The organism is Actinoplanes solisilvae (genome assembly GCF_003999975.1).
Classification (GTDB): domain Bacteria; phylum Actinomycetota; class Actinomycetes; order Mycobacteriales; family Micromonosporaceae; genus Actinoplanes; species Actinoplanes solisilvae.
On sequence record NZ_RJAC01000016.1, the window covers coordinates 176,611 to 192,743 of the forward strand.

Below are 16,133 nucleotides of genomic sequence, written 5' to 3' on the forward strand. Positions count from 1 at the left end.
GATAACCGGCCATGGGGATCGATCGCGGCGGGGTCACCGGCCGATTCACGTGGCCGGTGCGACGGCGGACGCCACCGGGGCCGGAGGGCACCGCCGAGGACATCGCGGTGCAAGATCTCGCCGAGCGGGAGGCGGCCGAGCAGCGGCTGCCCCCGCCCGAGCCGGAGCCGTTGATCGAGCCGCCGCGCTTCAACCTGGCCGCGTTCCGTCTCGCCGGACTCGGCTTCGCCCTGGTCCTGGCGCTAGCCCTGGCCCTGGTGCGCCTGTTCGACGGCGGGCCACCGTCGGTCGCCGACCTGCGCGAACAGGCGGGTGTGGACACGTGGACCGAGCTCGCCGTCGGCGTCAAGGACGATCAGCCGGGTACGGCGTCCCGCAACTCGAGCGGGCAGTGGAGCGGTTTCGACATCGACATCGCCTACATGATCGCCGAGGACCTGGGGTTCCGCCGCTCGGAGGTCAAGTTCTACTCGATCGAGAGCGAGGACCGGCCCCGGATGCAGGCCACGGCTCCCAACGGGGATCGGGTGCCGGTGAAGCTGGTGATCGCCAGCTTCAGCATCACCGAGTCGCGCATCAAGGCCGGAGTGGGGTTCTCGGCACCCTATCTCTACACGGAACAGTAGGTTCTGACGATGCGCGGCAAGTATCCGCGACTCCCGACGATCGCCGACCTGAGCGGCAAGCGAGTCTGTTCGATCGCCGCGTCGACGAGTCTCGAAGCGCCGAGCAATGTCCGGACGATCAAGGTCGTGCCTCGCAACAAGATCAGTCAATGTATCGACGACCTGCGCGCGGGGCGTGTCGACGCGGTCACCACCGACGCTGCGATCCTGGCCGGCTACAAAGCCCGGTTCCGCAACGACTTCGATCACTGGGACGTCGGTCTCGACCCAATCGAGGCGTACGGGGTGAACGTGGGTGAAAACCCGGCGCTGCAGAAACTGGTCAACCTCACGCTCTATCGCTCCTACGTCGATCCGAAGGACTCGCGCTGGGAGGAGGCGTACGACAGGAACTTCCAGTCCGAGGTGGAGGCCAACGACAAGGCTCCGATCGCCGTCGCCGAGCAGCCCCGCGTCACCCGGCCGGATATCCGGGAGCAGCCGTGGGAGGACGTCTTCGGTGAGTGAGAACAGCATCTATGTCAAGGGCGGCCCCATCCCGGCCCGGCGCCGGCGGGCGCAGCTCAACTACCTGCTCACCGTACTGCCGGCCTTTCCGCTCGTGCTGCTCGTCCTGCGGCTGTGGTGGCTGAGCCGCCAGGATATTCCGACGATGTTGCTGCTGGTCCAGTACATCTCGCCGCTCGGCATGATCAGCGCGTTGTTAATCACGCTGATCTGGAGCGTTCCCGCCGTCGTGCTCGTCCTGCGCCTGCTCGGCAGTGTGCTGCTGGTGAGCGCACCCGAGGACGCGGGCCGGTCCCTGCTCGCCGTCACCGCACTGCGCATGCCCGACTGGGTGGTGCTGCTCGCCGCCATGCTGGCCGCGTTCACCTGGCAGCTCCGGTTGCTGCCGCTGCTCGGCATGCTCATCGTCGGCATTCTCGGACTCACGGCGGTCCAAAGATTCCGTACGGAGAAATGGTTGATGATCTGGATCACGATCGGCGTCCCCGTTCTGGTCGGCGCCCTCGTGCTGATCTTCGTCGGCCCCGGCATCGCGCAGGCCCTGCGGCTCGGCGAGACCTCGACGGCCTTGCTGCTGGCCGCGCCGCCGCTGCTGGGCCCGCTGCTGACCGGCCCGGTGCCCGCGCGGGCGGCGAGACTCGTCACGCACTGGCCGGCGATCGCCGCCGCGCTGGTCGCTCCGGTCGCGATCGGCGTAGTCTTCCTGCGCGCCCCGGTTCTGCCGAACAGCGCCGTCGAGATCGGCGAGAGGGGTCAGCCCGCCCACGTGTTACGCGGACAGCTGATCGCCGTCGACGACACCTCGACGACATTGCTCGAAGATGGTGGACTGGTGTCGTTCATCCCGAATGATCAGGTGCGTTCCAAGACACTCTGCCCCGAACCAGTGCGGCCCCCCGACAGTGCCGTCTCGGTGCGAGGCTGGGCGGTGACAGACTCCGCCCTGTCGTGGATCGCGCCAACACGCCGCGTTACGGAGGTCGATCCACGATGTCTCGGGCGACCGAGCTGATGCCGCGTCCGGCCACCTATAACAGCCTTTTCGGCGAAACGCCGCCGACCACGTGCAGACACGGTTGCGGTGATCTGGGAAGCTGCACGCCATGACCTTGCACCTGCGGTGGGCCGCCGGCACCGATCAAGGACATGTCCGCAGCAACAACGAGGACTGTTACTACGCCGGTGACCGCCTCCTCGTCGTCGCCGACGGCATGGGTGGGATGGCCGCCGGTGACCTCGCCAGCCGCATGGCGATCGAGTCGATGACCCCGCTCGACGTCCCGATCGACAACGACCACCAGATGGACGCCCTGCACCAGGCGCTCGAGGTGGCCAACCAGCGGATCGCGGCGACGGTCGAGGCCGACAACTCGCTGCAGGGCATGGGCACGACGCTGACGGCCGTGATCTTCTCGGGCACCCGCGCGGCGATGGCGCACGTCGGCGACTCCCGGGCCTACCTGCTGCGCGACGGCCGGCTCAACCAGCTCACCAAGGACGACACGTACGTCCAGATGCTCGTCGACCAGGGGCTCATCCGGCCCGACGAGGCCGCCGGGCACCCTCGGCGCTCGGTCGTCACGCGCGTGCTGCAGGGCGAACCGGTCAGCCCGGCGTACGTGATCGTCGAACCCGAGCCGGGCGACCGCTGGCTGCTGTGCAGCGACGGCCTCACCGGTGTGGTGACGAACGAGACGATCGAGCAGGAGATGCTCGCCGCCGAGGACCCCAAGGCGTGCTGCGAACGGCTGATCGACCTCGCGCTGCGCGGCGGCGGCCCCGACAACGTCACCGTCATTGTCGCCGATCTGACAGCCATCGACTGAGCACCGCTCGACCCTCTTGCGCCTGACCAGGGCTGCGGTACGTTACCGGGGTCGCGGATCAGGGGGCCCGCGGCTCGACTGGGTGGTGATGATGACGGCGCGACTGCTGGTCACGCTGACGATCGTCCTCGGAGTGGTCGTGCTCGGTGAGTTCGTCGAGCCGCAGGGGTGGCGCATCTACACCGACGCCGCGCAACTGATCGCGGGGGCGGTCGCGGCGACGATCTGCGTCCTGACGGCGCGCGGCCGCACCGGGCTGCACCGGCGGTGGCGCCTGCTCGTCGGCGCCGGGCTCACCGGCTGGGCGCTGAGCCGGCTCTGGTGGCTCCTGCAGGACGTCGTGCTTCCCGAGCGGCCGGTCACGATGGTGTCCGACATCGGGTTCTTCGTGCTGCCCGCGTGCCTGCTGATTGCGCTGCTCCACACGCCGTACACGCGCCCGCGCTCGGTGCCGACCTCGGCCCGTCGCGACCAGATCGCCCTGATCATCGACAGTGTGCTGATCGCCGGCTCGATGCTGGCCCTGGCCTGGTCGGCGATCCCGGCCGACTGGTTCCACTGGGCCGGGCAGCCCACCGCGCTGATCGCGGCCGCGGGCGTCTACGCCGTGGCCGACCTGGTGCTGGCCACGATGGTCGTGCTCCTGCTGCTCACCCGGCCCGGCTCGCCCGCGGCCCGCAAGCCGCTCACGCTCGGCGGGCTGGCCTTCGTCGCGTTCGGCGTCACCGACACGCTGCGCCTGTTCCACCTGGCCGACGGGCCGCTCCCGCCGTGGCAGTCCGCCGGTCACCTGCTCGGCCCCGCGCTGCTGGCCGTGGCCGCCCTGTCCTCCCCGCCGGTGTCGGCGCAGTCGAACGTCGACACCGGCGAACGCGAGTGGCTGCACCTGCTGCTGCCCTACGTTCCGGTGACCGCGACCGGCGTGATGATCGCCATCAACAGTGGGACGGGCAAGCCGCTTTCGCCGTTCGAGGCCTACCTCGGCTGGCTCGCCCTGGGCCTGGTCGTGGCCCGCCAGATGTTCACCATCGTCGACAACACGGTTCTGCTCGACCGTGTCTCGGAGGGCCAGCGCCGGCTGCACCACCAGGCCTACCACGACCCGCTGACCGGTCTGGCCAACCGGGCCCTGTTCCGCGAACGCCTCACCACCGGGCTGGGCGGCCGGCCCATCGCGGTGCTCTTCGCGGATCTCGACGACTTCAAGCTCATCAACGACAGCTTCGGCCACGCCATGGGCGACCGGGTGCTGCGCGCCATCGCCGAACGGCTGCAACGCTGCGTCGCCGCCGACGACCTGGTGGCCCGCCTCGGCGGGGACGAGTTCGCGGTGCTGATCGACCGCACCCCGGCCGACGCGGAACCCACCGGCCACCGCATTCTGGCCGCCCTGCGCGAACCGTTCGTGATCGACGGCTACACCGTCGGCGTCGGCGCGAGCATCGGCCTGGTGGTCTCCGACCCCGCCCAGGAGCTGACCGCGGACGCGCTGCTGCGCCGAGCCGACGCCGCCATGTACTCCAGCAAGCGCCGCGGCAAGGGCGCGCTGGCCCGCTACGCCGGCTCGAACGACGGCGGCCCGCACGCCGACCTGCCCCACCTGCTGGCCGAGGCGCTGGCGTCGGGCCATCCCGCCGGGGCCGGCTTCGAGGTCTTCTACCAGCCCATCGTCCGGTTCCTCGACGGCGCGACGGTTGCGGTCGAGGCGCTGGCCCGCTGGACCTCCCCGGTCGCCGGCCAGGTGCACCCCGACGTGTTCGTCTCGGTCGCCGAACGCACCGGCCTGGTCGCCGCCATCGACGACTTCGTCCTGAACCAGGCGTGCGCCGACGCCGCGACCCTGGCCGTCATCTACGGCCGCCCGATCGACGTGCACGTCAACGTCTCGGCCGCCCGCCTCGGCCAGCACGGACTCGAGGAATCGGTCGTCGGCGCCCTGGCCAGCACCGGCATGCCCGCCACCCGCCTGGTCCTCGAGATCACCGAGACCCGCCGCATTCAGGACCTGCCCTCAGCCGCCGCGGTCGTCGACCGCCTGCGCGCCCACGGCGTGCGCATCGCCCTGGACGACTTCGGCAGCGGCTTCAACGCCCTCGCCCAGCTCCACTCCCTCCCGGTCGACATCGTCAAACTCGACTCGACCCTCACCGACGTCGACATCGCCCCCGACCGCGCGGGCGCCCTGTGCCGCTCGGTGCTCACCATCTGCGCCGACCTCAACATCGCCGTGGTCGCCGAGGGTATCGAGACCCCCTCGCGTGCCCTGGCGCTGACCGAGCTCGGCTGCGTGCTCGGCCAGGGCTACCTCTTCGGCCAGCCCGGACCCCTGCACCGCCTGCAGCGCCCGGCCGTGCCGGCCGTCCCGGCCCAGCACACCCCGCCCTCGTCAGCCGCCCACCTGACCACCTGACCCTGACCCTGGCCCTGGCCCTGGCCCGCACGGCACATATCGGGTGGTCACACCGAAGTCCACATCGCCGATCTCGACGTGGGCGAGCTGAGGCAGCCGCGGCGCGAGCCGGTCGTAGAGATGCCGCGCGACCAGCTCGAACGTCGGCCGGAAGTCGAAGACCTCGGTCCACGGCCGACCGGCCAGGTCGGCACAGCACTCCCGCAGCTCAGCGCCGGCCGCGTCGGTGTCGAAGAACCACCCCCGCGCCGTCAACTGCTCGTCCTCGAAGGCGACCGCCGCCAGCACGATCACCTCGACACCTTCACCGGGCGCGAGAAGCGACATCCCACGGGCGGCCCGGACCGGGGAGGGAAGCCCCTGAACGGCCCGGAAACGGTGCTCGACCTGAACCAGATAACTCATCGCGGCGCCCTCGGTTTGGTTCTGCGGGTGGGTTCCGCCGTCGTCGGGTCCTCGGGCCAGGGGTGGCGGGGGTAGCGGCCGCGCAGCTCGGAGCGCACCTGCGGATAGCCCTGGGCCCAGAACGACGCCAGGTCACGGGTGACGGCGACCGGACGCCCGGCCGGGGAGAGCAGGTGGAGCAGAACGGGGACGCGGCCCTCGGCCAGGCGGGGAGCGTCTTTCCAGCCGAACGCCTCCTGCACTTTGACGGCGAGCACGGGCGACTCCGGATCGGCGTAGTCGACCCGCACCCGCGACCCGCTCGGCACCGGCAGGCGTTCGGGGGCCACCTCGTCGAGGCGCCCGGCGACCGACCACGGCAACAGCCGGCGAAGGCCCGCGGCGACATCGATCCTGGCCAGGTCGGCCCGGCGGCGGGCCGCGCCGAACTCGAGCCAGTCGCCGGCCCGCTCGCGCAGTGACTCGTCGGAGACGTCGGGCCACGGCTCGCCCAGCGCCGCGTGGGCGAAGGCCAGCCGTTCCCGCAGCTCGACCGCCCCGCGCGACCAGGTCAGCAGACCCAGCCCTTCACGGCGGAACCCCTCGAGCAGCGCCGCCCGCACGAGCCCACGGTCAGGGTCGGTGATCCGCCTTTCCACCAGCGTGATCGCGCCGAGCCGCCGCACCCGGCGGGCGACCACGTCACCGTCGACCCAGCCGATCTCGGTCGCCTCGGTCAGCAACGTGCTCGCGGCCTCGACCGCGGTGGCCTCGTCGATCGGCACGGCGGCCCGCACCCGCGCCGTCCGGGCGCCCGCGGCGCGATCGGCCGAAGAGATGGCCAGCCAGTCGACCCCGGCCAGGCCGCTGCCGTTCGTCAGCTCGGCCGCGGTGCCACCGGCCATCAGATAGTCGCGCCCGCCGGCCTCGCGCACCCGGGCGACCCGTTCCGGATAGGCCAGCCCGACCACCAGCCCGGCCGCGAGGTCGTCGGTCAGCCGTCCCCCGCCGCGCGCGGCCCCGCCGACAATGTTCTCGGGCTGGTCGAGCGCCGCTGCCGCCGCGTCGGTCACGTCGGGTGTCGTCTCGTCGGCCGGGTTGCGGCTCAGCGCGGCCGACAGACGGCTCACCTCGCTGCGCCACGCCGGGTCGCGACTGCCGCGGGCCCGACGCCAGGCGGCCGTCAGGTCGTCGGAGGCGGAACGCTCGTCGTCGAGCAGGGCGACGATCTCGGCGGCGCGGCGGGCCCCGACCAGCGGGGCACCGTCGAGCAGCGCCCGCGCCAGCCGGGGATGCAGGCCGGCGTCGGCCAGCGCCCGCCCCCGCGCGGTCACCCGGCCGTCGGCATCGACCGCGCCCAGGTCGCGCAGCGTCGTGACGGCCGACTGCAGCGCCCCCGCCGGCGGCTGGTCGGGCAGCGCGAGGCCGGAACCGTCGGGGTGGCCCCACAGCGCCAGGTCGAGCGCGAAGCCCGTCAGGTCGGCCGCGGCGATCTCGGGCTCGGGCTGGGCCGGCAGACGATCATGTTGGGCCTGCGACCAGCAGCGGTAGACCCGCCCGGGCGCTTCGCGCCCGGCCCGCCCGGCGCGCTGCACGGCCGCCGCGCGCGACACCGGCACCGTGGCCAGGGCGCCCAGGCCACGAGCGTGGTCCATGCGCGGCACCCGGCTCAGGCCCGCGTCGACCACCGCGCGCACGCCGGGAACCGTCAGGCTGCTCTCGGCGACGGCCGTCGACAACACCACCCGCCGCCGGGGGCCGGGGCGCAGCGCTGAGTCTTGCACCGCGCCGGGCTGGCGGCCGTGCAGCGGGATCACCTCGGCGTCGACCCCGGCCAGGCGGGTGGCGACCGCGTCGATCTCGCGCGCGCCGGGAAGGAAGACGAGCACGTCGCCGTCGCCCTCGGCGAGCGCCCGCCGGGTCGTGGCGGCCACGTGGTCGAGCAGGCGCGGGTCGACCCGCAGGCCGAGCGGCGGCGTGATCGGGCCGGTCGGAGGAACCCAGTGCTCCTCGACGGGGAAGATGCGCGCCGTAGCGGTGACCACGGGCGCCGAGCCGAGCACCTCGGAGAGGCGCCCCGCGTCGGCGGTCGCCGAGGTGGCCAGCAGTTGGAGGTCGGGCCGCAGGGCGGCGCGCACCTCGACCAGGAACGCCAGGGCCAGATCGGTGTCGAGGTGCCGCTCGTGGCACTCGTCGAGGATCACGGCTGCCGTTCCCGCCAGCTCGGGGTCGCGCTGGAGCCGACGGACGAGCACGCCCGTCGTCACAACCTCGACCTCGGTGTGCCGGGAGACCTGGCGGTCACCGCGCACCGTGTAGCCGACCCGGCCGCCCGGTTTCTCGCCCAGTAGAGAGGCCATGCGCCGGGCGGCGGCGCGGGCGGCCAGGCGGCGGGGCTCGGCCACCACGACCCGGCCGGGCAGGGCGAGCGGCACCAGCGTCGTCTTGCCCGTGCCGGGTGGGGCCACGAGCACCGCCGCGCCGTCACCGGCCAGCGCCTCGCGGACTTGCGGGAGCACGGCGCGGATCGGCAGGTCGGGGAGAGCGGCGTCGGTGATGAGCACGGGACCATCCTGGCGCACGGGTCCGACAGTCCGGCGCGGCGAGCCGCCGGCCTGTGGACAAACCGCGGCTGTGGATAACTTGCCCGTTCGCCGGACCGGCATGGCAGGGTGGGCGGGACCGGAAAACAGGAAGGGGTGCCGATGGACGCGATCGAGGTCTTCAACGCGCTGCCCGCCGCCCGTCTCGAGGATGATCTCCTCGCCTGCTGCGCCGCCCCCGCGTGGGGCGCCGCCGTCATCGCCAAGCGGCCCTACGCGAGCCGCGCCGACCTGCTCGCCGTCGCCGACGCCGCCGCCCGCAACCTCACGTGGGACGACGTACTCGCCGGCTTGGCCGCCCACCCTCGCATCGGGGATCGCCCCACCGGTCACTCTCAGGAGGCGGCCTGGTCCCGCCGCGAGCAGTCCACCGCGGCCGAGAGCCCCGACGACGCCACCAAAGCCGAGCTCGTCGAGGTCAACCGGGCCTATGAGGAGCGGTTCGGTCACGTCTTCCTCATCTTCGCGAGCGGCCGCAGCCGGGCCGAGATCCTCGCCGCCGCCCGCGAGCGGCTGGCGGGTGACGAGACGGCCGAGCGCGGCGTCGTCGCCGACCAGTTACGTCAGATCGCGCTGCTTCGACTCGAGCGGGTGCTCGATGCCCTCTGACGACGGCACGGCACCTGAGTTCCACGCCAAGATCTCGACGCACATCCTCGACACGGTCAGCGGCGAACCGGCCCGCGATGTTTATGTGCGGTTGGAGCGACGCGACTCGCAGGGGTGGGGGACGATCGCCGAGGGGCGCACCGACGACGACGGCCGCCTGCGCTACCGGGTCCCGATGCACCAGTGGCAGGCGGGCGGTTATCGCCTGTCCTTCTACGTCGAGCCCTACCTGGGTGACGACTGCTTCTTCCCGGAGATCACGGTCGCCTTCCACGTCCGTGACCCCGAGCGGCACTACCACGTGCCGCTGCTGCTCAGCCGCTACGGCTACACGACCTATCGAGGGAGCTGACCACGCGTGGCGATCGTGCTCGGAGAAAACCGCTACGGCAAGGCCGAGACGCGGCTGGTCCGCGTCATCCGCGACGGCGAGACCCACACCCTCGCCGATCTCAACGTCAGCATCGCCCTCTCGGGCGACCTGGCCGCCACCCATCTGACCGGCGACAACTCGGGTGTGCTGCCCACCGACACCATGAAGAACACGGTGTACGCGTTCGCGAAGGAGCACGGTGTCGGCGAGCCCGAGGAGTTCGCGCTGCGACTGGCCCACCACTTCGTCGACACCCAGACCCAGATCCGCGCGGCCCGCGTCGGCATCGAGTCGTTCGGCTGGGAAAGGCTCGGCCCCCACTCGTTCCGCCGGCAGGGCGGCAGCACCCGCTCGACTGAGGTCACCGTCACGGTCGAGCAGACCCAGGTGGTCAGCGGCATCCAGGGCCTCGTGCTGCTCAACTCGACCGACTCCGAGTTCCACGGCTTCCCCCGCGACCGCTACACGACGCTACCCGAGGCCACCGACCGCATCCTGTCCACCGCGGTCGACGCGCGCTGGCGGCACCTGCGCGACGACACCGACTGGGGCAAGTCCTACGAGGCCGCTGTCGAGGCGATGACGAGGGCCTTCGTCCACACCTACAGCCACTCGCTGCAGCAGACGCTGTTCGCGATGGGCAGCCAGGTGCTCAGCGACCTGCCCGAGGTGGCCGAGATCCGGCTCGCCCTGCCGAACAAGCACCACTACCTGGTCGACCTGTCGCCGTTCGACCTCACCAACGACAACGAGGTCTTCATCGCCGGCGACCGGCCCTACGGGTTGATCGAGGGCACCGTGACCCGCGACGACGTCCCCCCGGCGATCACCGAGTGGTACCCGTGATCGTCATAGAAAACGTCGCCGTCGCCACGGTCGACGCGGCCGACACCGTCCACACCGGTGGCCACGTGGTGGTCGGCGACGACGGCCGCATCACCGCGGCCGGGCCGGGGCGGGCTCCGGCGGTAGAGGGTCGCCGGGTCGACGGTTCCGGCTGCCTGGTCACGCCCGGGCTGGTCAACTCCCACCACCACCTCTACCAGTGGGCGACCCGTGGCCTCGCCACCGACGAGACCCTGTTCGGCTGGCTGACCACGCTCTACCCGATCTGGGGCCGGCTGGACGCCGAGGTGGTCGGGGCCGCCGCCGGGGCCGGGCTGGGCTGGCTGGCGCTCTCGGGCTGCACGACGTCGATGGACCACCACTACGTCTTCCCGCGCGACGGCGGCGACGTGCTCGAGGCCGAGATCGAGGCGGCCCGGCGCATCGGCCTGCGCTTCCACCCCACGCGCGGCTCGATGGACCGGGGCCGCAGGGATGGCGGCCTGCCGCCCGACAACATCGTCGAATCCACCGAAGAGGCACTGCTGGCCACCGAGAAAGCCGTCGACCGCTGGCACGACCCCTCACCCGACTCGATGCTGCGCATAGCGGTGGCGCCCTGCTCGCCCTTCTCGGTCACCGAGCGGCTGATGAGCGAGGCCGCCGGGCTGGCCCGCCGCAAGGGCGTCCGCCTGCACACCCACCTGGCCGAGACCGACGACGAGGAAGACTTCTGCCGAGAGCGCTTCGGCTGCACCCCGGTCGAATACGCCGAACGCCTCGGCTGGCTCGGCGACGACGTGTGGCTGGCCCACGGCGTGCACCTCGACGACTCGGCGATCGCCAAGCTCGGCGCGACCGGCACCGGCGTGGCCCACTGCCCGAGCTCCAACGCGCGGCTGGGCGCGGGCGCGGCCCGGGTGCGCGAGCTGCTCGACCATCGTGTGCCGGTCGGCCTGGGCGTCGACGGCTCGGCGTCGCAGGAGGCGAGCCACCTCGGCGAAGAACTGCGTCAGGCGCTTTACACGGCCCGGCTGCGAGGCGGTCCGGGCGCGCTCAGCGCCCGCGAGGCTCTTCGCCTGGGCACGATGGGTGGCGCCCGCTGCCTCGGCCGGCAGGACGATCTCGGCTCGATCGAGGTGGGCAAGCTGGCCGACGTGGTGCTCTGGCGGCTCGACGGCCTCGGCCACGCCGGCATCGACGACCCGGTGACCGCGCTGGTGTTCGGCCCGGCCGCGCCGGTCGAGCTGTCACTGGTCGGCGGGCGGCCGGTGGTCGAGCGGGGCGAGCTGGTGCACGCCGACGCCGAAACTCTGGCGGGGGAGGCCGTGCGGGCCCATCGACGCCTGCTCGACGGCGCACCGAGGTCGTGAAACTACCCAGCGAACTTAAGGAAGACTTAAGAAAAATTCCCCGGAAAAATGTTATCGAGAATGAATTCCACGGCTAGCTGGGACGCTTCAGAAAGCAATTCCTAATTCTTTCTCCGCAGATTGAAACAACTCTCTGACCTGTGCATACTCCCTCTTGGAACGGCCCGGAACGGCCACCCGAGAACGGCAGAGACGAGAGAAAAAGGAAATGCGGACGGATTCCCTCCACGTCGCCCCGCCCAACCCCCGGACCCGCCGCCGCGTGACCCGCGTAGCTCTCGGCGCGGCCGTCGCCGCAGCGCTCGGGGCCAGCGGCATCTACATCGCCAACGCGAACGCCGGCGAGACGGTCGTCCCCGGCCGTCTGCAGGCCGAGGCGTACTCGGCCCACTCCGGCGCCCAGACGCAGGGCACGAGCGACAAGGACGGCGGCACCAACGTCGGCTGGCTCGCCGCCGGCGACTGGCTGCGCTACGACAACGTCGCGATCGGCGGCACGATCACCGCCCGGATCGCGTCGGACAACTCGGCCGGCGGCTCGATCGAGCTGCGTCTCGGCTCGCAGACCGGCATGCTGCTCACCACCATTCCCGTGGCCAAGACCGGCGGCTGGCAGAACTGGGTCACCAAGACCGCGACGGTCAAGGCCCCGACCGGCAAGCAGAAGCTGTTCGCGGTCATGAAGAGCACGCAGCGCTCCGACTTCGTCAACATCAACTGGTTCACGCTGGGCGCGACGGCGACGCCGGGCACCCCGGCCGCCACTCCCACCACGAAGCCGGCCACGACGGCGCCGACCAAGGCCCCGACGACCGCGCCGACCAAGGCCCCGACCGCGGCGCCCACGGCCAGCACCCCGCCGCCGAACAACGCCGCCGGCTGGGTCGTGATGGACCAGGCGAAGTGGAAGGCCCAGCTCGCCGAGTTCAACGCCATGAAGACCAAGACCATCACCGGCAATCCGGTACGGGTCTCGGAGTTCAACGCGTCCTGCAAGTACAGCCACTCGAAGGCCGACGACCCGATCGTGCTGCCGGGGCTGCCGGGCGGCTCGCACATGCACTCGTTCCTCGGCAACACGGCGACCGACGCCTTCACGACGACCGACACCCTGCTGAAGAACGCGGGTTCGAGCTGCAAGCCGGGCGAGGACCGGTCGGCCTACTGGATCCCGACTCTCCTGGAGAACGGCAAGGCGGTCGAGCCGCACGGCGTGACCGTCTACTACGGCTCGCGGCTGAAGGACCCGACCAAGACCGTGCCGCTGCCGCAGGGCTTCCGCATGGTCGTCGGCGACGCCAAGCGGCAGGTCGCCACGCCGAAGGGCGCCAACGGCCAGTTCTGGTGCGGTGGCATCGGCGGAGAGATCGGCCGCAGCGCGGACGGCAACTGGCCGATCTGTGCCAAGACCGCCGACCTCACCTTCCACCTGACCTTCCCGGACTGCTGGGACGGCGTGCACCTGGACAGCCCCGACCACAAGTCGCACACCGGCGGGGCCGACTCGTCCGGCAAGTGCAGCGGCAAGTTCCCCGTCGCGATCCCGTCGATCGCCTTCGTGATCGGCTACTCGACCTCGGGTTCCAGCGCCGGCTTCAAGCTCAGCTCGGACATGGCCAGCTCGATGCACGGCGACGTCTTCCTCGCCTGGGACAACGCGGCCCTCGGCCACCGGGTCAAGGACTGCGTGGTCCAGAAGGCCAAGTGCGACACCTTCGGCAACTTCTGATCGCGAGGACGGTCGCGGGCTCACGTCCCCGGCCGTGACCACCCTCGCGTGCCACGTGCCCACCCCCGCAGGGACCGCGGGGGTGGGCACGCTGGTTTATCCACAAGCGGTTGCGGGCCGGTCGGCCTCTACTACGGTTTGAGGGGACCAGCCGCATCGAGAGGGGCCCTGGACGATGACCGAGATCCTGTCCGACGACGCCATCGCCTTCGTCGCCGATCTGAACAGGCGCTTCCGCCCCCGCCGCGACGAGCTGCTGCGGGCGAGGGCCGAGCGCCGGGCCGCGATCGCCGCCGGTGGCTCCCTCGGCTTCCTGCCCGAGACGGCCGAGATCCGCGCGGCCGAGTGGAGCGCGCCGCCCGCGCCGGCCGACCTGCGCGACCGCCGCGTCGAGATCACCGGCCCCACCGAGCGCAAGATGACGATCAACGCGCTCAACTCCGGGGCCAAGGTGTGGCTGGCCGACCTGGAGGACGCGAATACCCCCCACTGGTCCAACGTCGTCGACGGCCAGCAGAATCTCTACGACGCCATCCGGCGCACCATCAGCCTCGAGACACCCAAGAAGACGTACGAGCTGGGTGGTGGCCCCTATCCGACGATCGTGATGCGCCCGCGCGGCTGGCATCTCGACGAGCGGCACCTGCCGGTCGACGGCGAGCCGGCCGTCGGAGCGCTGGTCGACTTCGGCCTCTACTTCTTCCACAATGCGAAAGAGCTGCTCGAACGCGGCAGCGGCCCCTACTTCTACCTCCCCAAGATGGAGTCCCACCACGAGGCCGAGCTCTGGAACGACGTCTTCACCCACGCTCAGGAAGCGCTCGGCATCCCGGTCGGCACGATCCGAGCCACCGTGCTCATCGAGACGATCCCGGCCGCGTTCGAGATGGAAGAGATCCTCCACGCGTTGCGCCCGCACATCTCGGGCCTGAACGCCGGCCGATGGGACTACCTGTTCAGCATCATCAAATACTTCCGTGACAACCCGTCGATGGTGCTGCCCGACCGCGCGTCGGTCACGATGACCGCCCCGTTCATGCGCGCCTACACCGAACTGCTCGTCTCCACCTGTCATCGCCGCGGCGCCTTCGCGATGGGTGGCATGGCCGCGTTCATCCCCAGCCGCCGCGACCCCGCGGTCAACGAGGTCGCGCTGGCCAAGGTGCGCGAAGACAAGGAACGCGAGGCCGCCGACGGCTTCGACGGGTCCTGGGTGGCCCACCCCGACCTCGTTCCCGTCTGCCGAGAGATCTTCGACCGGGTGCTCGGCGACCGCCCCAACCAGCTCGACCGTCTGCGCCCCGACGTCACGGTCACCGCCGAAGGGCTGCTCGACGTCGCCGCCACCCCCGGCGAGGTCACCGAGGCCGGGCTGCGCTCCAACGTGTCGGTCGCCCTGCAATACCTCGAGGCCTGGCTGCGCGGCAACGGCGCCGTGGCCATCAACAACCTGATGGAGGACGCGGCAACCGCCGAGATCTCCCGATCCCAGGTGTGGCAGTGGATCCACAACGGCGTACGCCTCCCCGACGGCACCGCGATCACCGCCGACCTCGTCGGCCACCTCGAGGACGAGGAACTCGCCCAGATCCGCGAGGCGATCGGCGACGAGGCGTGGACGGCCGGGCGCTTCGACGACGCGCGCAAACTCTTCGAGCGGGTGGCGCTGGCCGACGACTTCGCCGACTTCCTGACCACCGCCGCCTACGACTCGATCGACTGATGCGGCTCACCGGCGCCGACTACGACGACCTCGACCGGCGGCTCGCCGCGCACGACGCGTTCCTCGCCGCGCGCTATCCGGGCGAGCGCGCCGACCGGCAGCCGGTGCACACCGTCTACATCCCGGCCGACCGGCTCGACGGCTTCCGCGAGTGGGGCGCCGAGGCGCTGCGCGTCATGGACGAGCACGACTTCCCGTTCTCGGTGCCGGGCGTCCGCGAGAAGCTGGCCACCGAGCCGATCGAAGACCTGCGCGTCGACTTCGAGGACGGCTACGGCGTGCGCGACGACGACCAGGAGGACGCCGCCGTCCGCAAGGCCGCGACGATCCTGCGCGCGGGCGAGCGGCCACCGTTCGTGGGCCTGCGCGTGAAGTCGCTCGAGGCCGCGACGAGGCGGCGGTCGCTGCGCACGCTCGACCTGTTCCTCTCGTCCTATCAGGACGATGATTTCGTCGTCACGCTGCCCAAGGTGAGCGGCACCGACCAGGTGACCGCGATGGTCGCGCTGCTGGAGACCCTCGAGCGCGGCTACGGGTTGCCCGCCGGGCGGCTGCGCTTCGAGATCCAGGTCGAGCTGCCCGCCGCCGTCCTCGGCGCCGACGGCACGGCCACCGTGGCCCGCCTGCTGACCGCGGCCGGCGGCCGCTGCGTCGGCCTGCACTACGGCACCTACGACTACAGCGCCGCGGCCGGGGTGGCCGCCGCCTACCAGGCGATGGACCATCCCGTCGCCGACCACGCGAAGGCCGTGATGCAGGCGGCCGCCGCCCAGACCGGCGTCCGCCTGTCCGACGGATCCACCAACATCCTGCCGGTCGGCACCCGCGAAGAGGTGCAGGCCGCCTGGGAGATCCACCACCGCCTGGTCGGCCGCTCGCTGGAACACGGCTTCTACCAGGGCTGGGACCTGCACCCAGCCCAGCTCCCGACCCGCTACGCCGCCACGTACACCTTCTTCCGCGAGGGCTGCGACACCGCCGTCGCCCGCCTGCGGCGCTATCTCGACCGCGAGGAGAGCGGCATCGCCGACGAGCCGGCCACCGCTCGCGCCCTGGCGGCGTACCTGCTTCGCGGTCTCAACTGCGGCGCCCTGACCGACATCGCCTTCCCCCGGGAGGCGCTTCTCGTGCTGATGCGCTGACGG

The 16,133-nt window shown here is 71.5% G+C and carries 14 protein-coding genes; 12 read left to right on the forward strand and 2 right to left on the reverse strand.

Annotated elements, in window-relative coordinates; translation table 11 throughout:
• Nucleotides 1–11 precede the first annotated feature (11 nt).
• The 5 genes from EER30_RS50040 to EER30_RS31975 all read left to right on the forward strand — a co-directional run bounded on the left by EER30_RS50040 (nucleotide 12) and on the right by EER30_RS31975 (nucleotide 5,369).
• Nucleotides 12–626, forward strand: a complete 615-nt coding sequence (locus tag EER30_RS50040; RefSeq protein ID WP_432417579.1) for a transporter substrate-binding domain-containing protein — start codon at nucleotides 12–14, stop codon at nucleotides 624–626.
• Nucleotides 627–635: 9 nt separating this feature from the next.
• Entirely contained in the window at nucleotides 636–1,133 is a 498-nt protein-coding gene (locus EER30_RS50045; protein WP_432417580.1) for a type 2 periplasmic-binding domain-containing protein, read from the forward strand.
• The gene (locus EER30_RS31965; protein ID WP_240670430.1) at nucleotides 1,126–2,145 is read left to right on the forward strand and encodes a hypothetical protein; all 1,020 of its coding nucleotides are present in this window, start codon (nucleotides 1,126–1,128) and stop codon (nucleotides 2,143–2,145) included. Before EER30_RS50045 ends, EER30_RS31965 begins: the two co-directional genes overlap by 8 nt.
• A gap of 91 nt (nucleotides 2,146–2,236) precedes the next feature.
• The gene (locus EER30_RS31970; RefSeq protein ID WP_127504371.1) at nucleotides 2,237–2,959 is read left to right on the forward strand and encodes a PP2C family protein-serine/threonine phosphatase; all 723 of its coding nucleotides are present in this window, start codon (nucleotides 2,237–2,239) and stop codon (nucleotides 2,957–2,959) included.
• 91 nt (nucleotides 2,960–3,050) lie between these two features.
• A complete protein-coding gene (locus tag EER30_RS31975; protein ID WP_127504372.1) occupies nucleotides 3,051–5,369 on the forward strand; it encodes a putative bifunctional diguanylate cyclase/phosphodiesterase in 2,319 nt (772 codons plus the stop codon).
• On the opposite strand, the gene EER30_RS31980 is transcribed toward EER30_RS31975, so the two are convergent.
• Both EER30_RS31980 and hrpB read right to left on the reverse strand, forming a co-directional pair.
• Nucleotides 5,346–5,774, reverse strand: a complete 429-nt coding sequence (locus EER30_RS31980) for a 6-carboxytetrahydropterin synthase (RefSeq protein ID WP_127504373.1) — start codon at nucleotides 5,772–5,774, stop codon at nucleotides 5,346–5,348. The genes EER30_RS31975 and EER30_RS31980 overlap by 24 nt on opposite strands.
• A complete protein-coding gene (gene hrpB / locus EER30_RS31985) occupies nucleotides 5,771–8,317 on the reverse strand; it encodes an ATP-dependent helicase HrpB (protein ID WP_240670431.1) in 2,547 nt (848 codons plus the stop codon). The genes EER30_RS31980 and hrpB overlap by 4 nt, the downstream gene beginning before the upstream one ends.
• 141 nt (nucleotides 8,318–8,458) lie before the next feature.
• Between hrpB and uraD the strand changes: the two genes are divergently transcribed.
• The 7 genes from uraD to EER30_RS32020 all read left to right on the forward strand — a co-directional run bounded on the left by uraD (nucleotide 8,459) and on the right by EER30_RS32020 (nucleotide 16,130).
• Nucleotides 8,459–8,965 carry a 2-oxo-4-hydroxy-4-carboxy-5-ureidoimidazoline decarboxylase gene (uraD, locus tag EER30_RS31990; RefSeq protein ID WP_127504375.1) on the forward strand — a complete coding sequence of 169 codons (507 nt, stop codon included), beginning with the start codon at nucleotides 8,459–8,461 and terminating at the stop codon, nucleotides 8,963–8,965.
• Entirely contained in the window at nucleotides 8,955–9,317 is a 363-nt protein-coding gene (gene uraH, locus EER30_RS31995; RefSeq protein WP_127504376.1) for a hydroxyisourate hydrolase, read from the forward strand. Before uraD ends, uraH begins: the two co-directional genes overlap by 11 nt.
• A 6-nt stretch (nucleotides 9,318–9,323) precedes the next feature.
• On the forward strand, nucleotides 9,324–10,184 hold the full coding sequence (pucL, locus tag EER30_RS32000) for a factor-independent urate hydroxylase (protein ID WP_127504377.1): 861 nt from the start codon (nucleotides 9,324–9,326) through the stop codon (nucleotides 10,182–10,184).
• Nucleotides 10,181–11,536: an 8-oxoguanine deaminase gene (locus EER30_RS32005; protein ID WP_127504378.1), complete on the forward strand. Its 1,356-nt coding sequence runs from the start codon at nucleotides 10,181–10,183 to the stop codon at nucleotides 11,534–11,536. Before pucL ends, EER30_RS32005 begins: the two co-directional genes overlap by 4 nt.
• A gap of 208 nt (nucleotides 11,537–11,744) precedes the next feature.
• A complete protein-coding gene (locus EER30_RS32010) occupies nucleotides 11,745–13,265 on the forward strand; it encodes a DUF1996 domain-containing protein (RefSeq protein ID WP_127504379.1) in 1,521 nt (506 codons plus the stop codon).
• A 175-nt stretch (nucleotides 13,266–13,440) separates the two neighbouring features.
• Nucleotides 13,441–14,988 (forward strand): malate synthase A, encoded by a 1,548-nt coding sequence (gene aceB / locus EER30_RS32015; protein WP_127504380.1) that lies wholly within the window; start codon nucleotides 13,441–13,443, stop codon nucleotides 14,986–14,988.
• A complete protein-coding gene (locus tag EER30_RS32020) occupies nucleotides 14,988–16,130 on the forward strand; it encodes a DUF6986 family protein (RefSeq protein ID WP_127504381.1) in 1,143 nt (380 codons plus the stop codon). The genes aceB and EER30_RS32020 overlap by 1 nt, the downstream gene beginning before the upstream one ends.
• The last annotated feature ends 3 nt before the right edge of the window (nucleotides 16,131–16,133 follow it).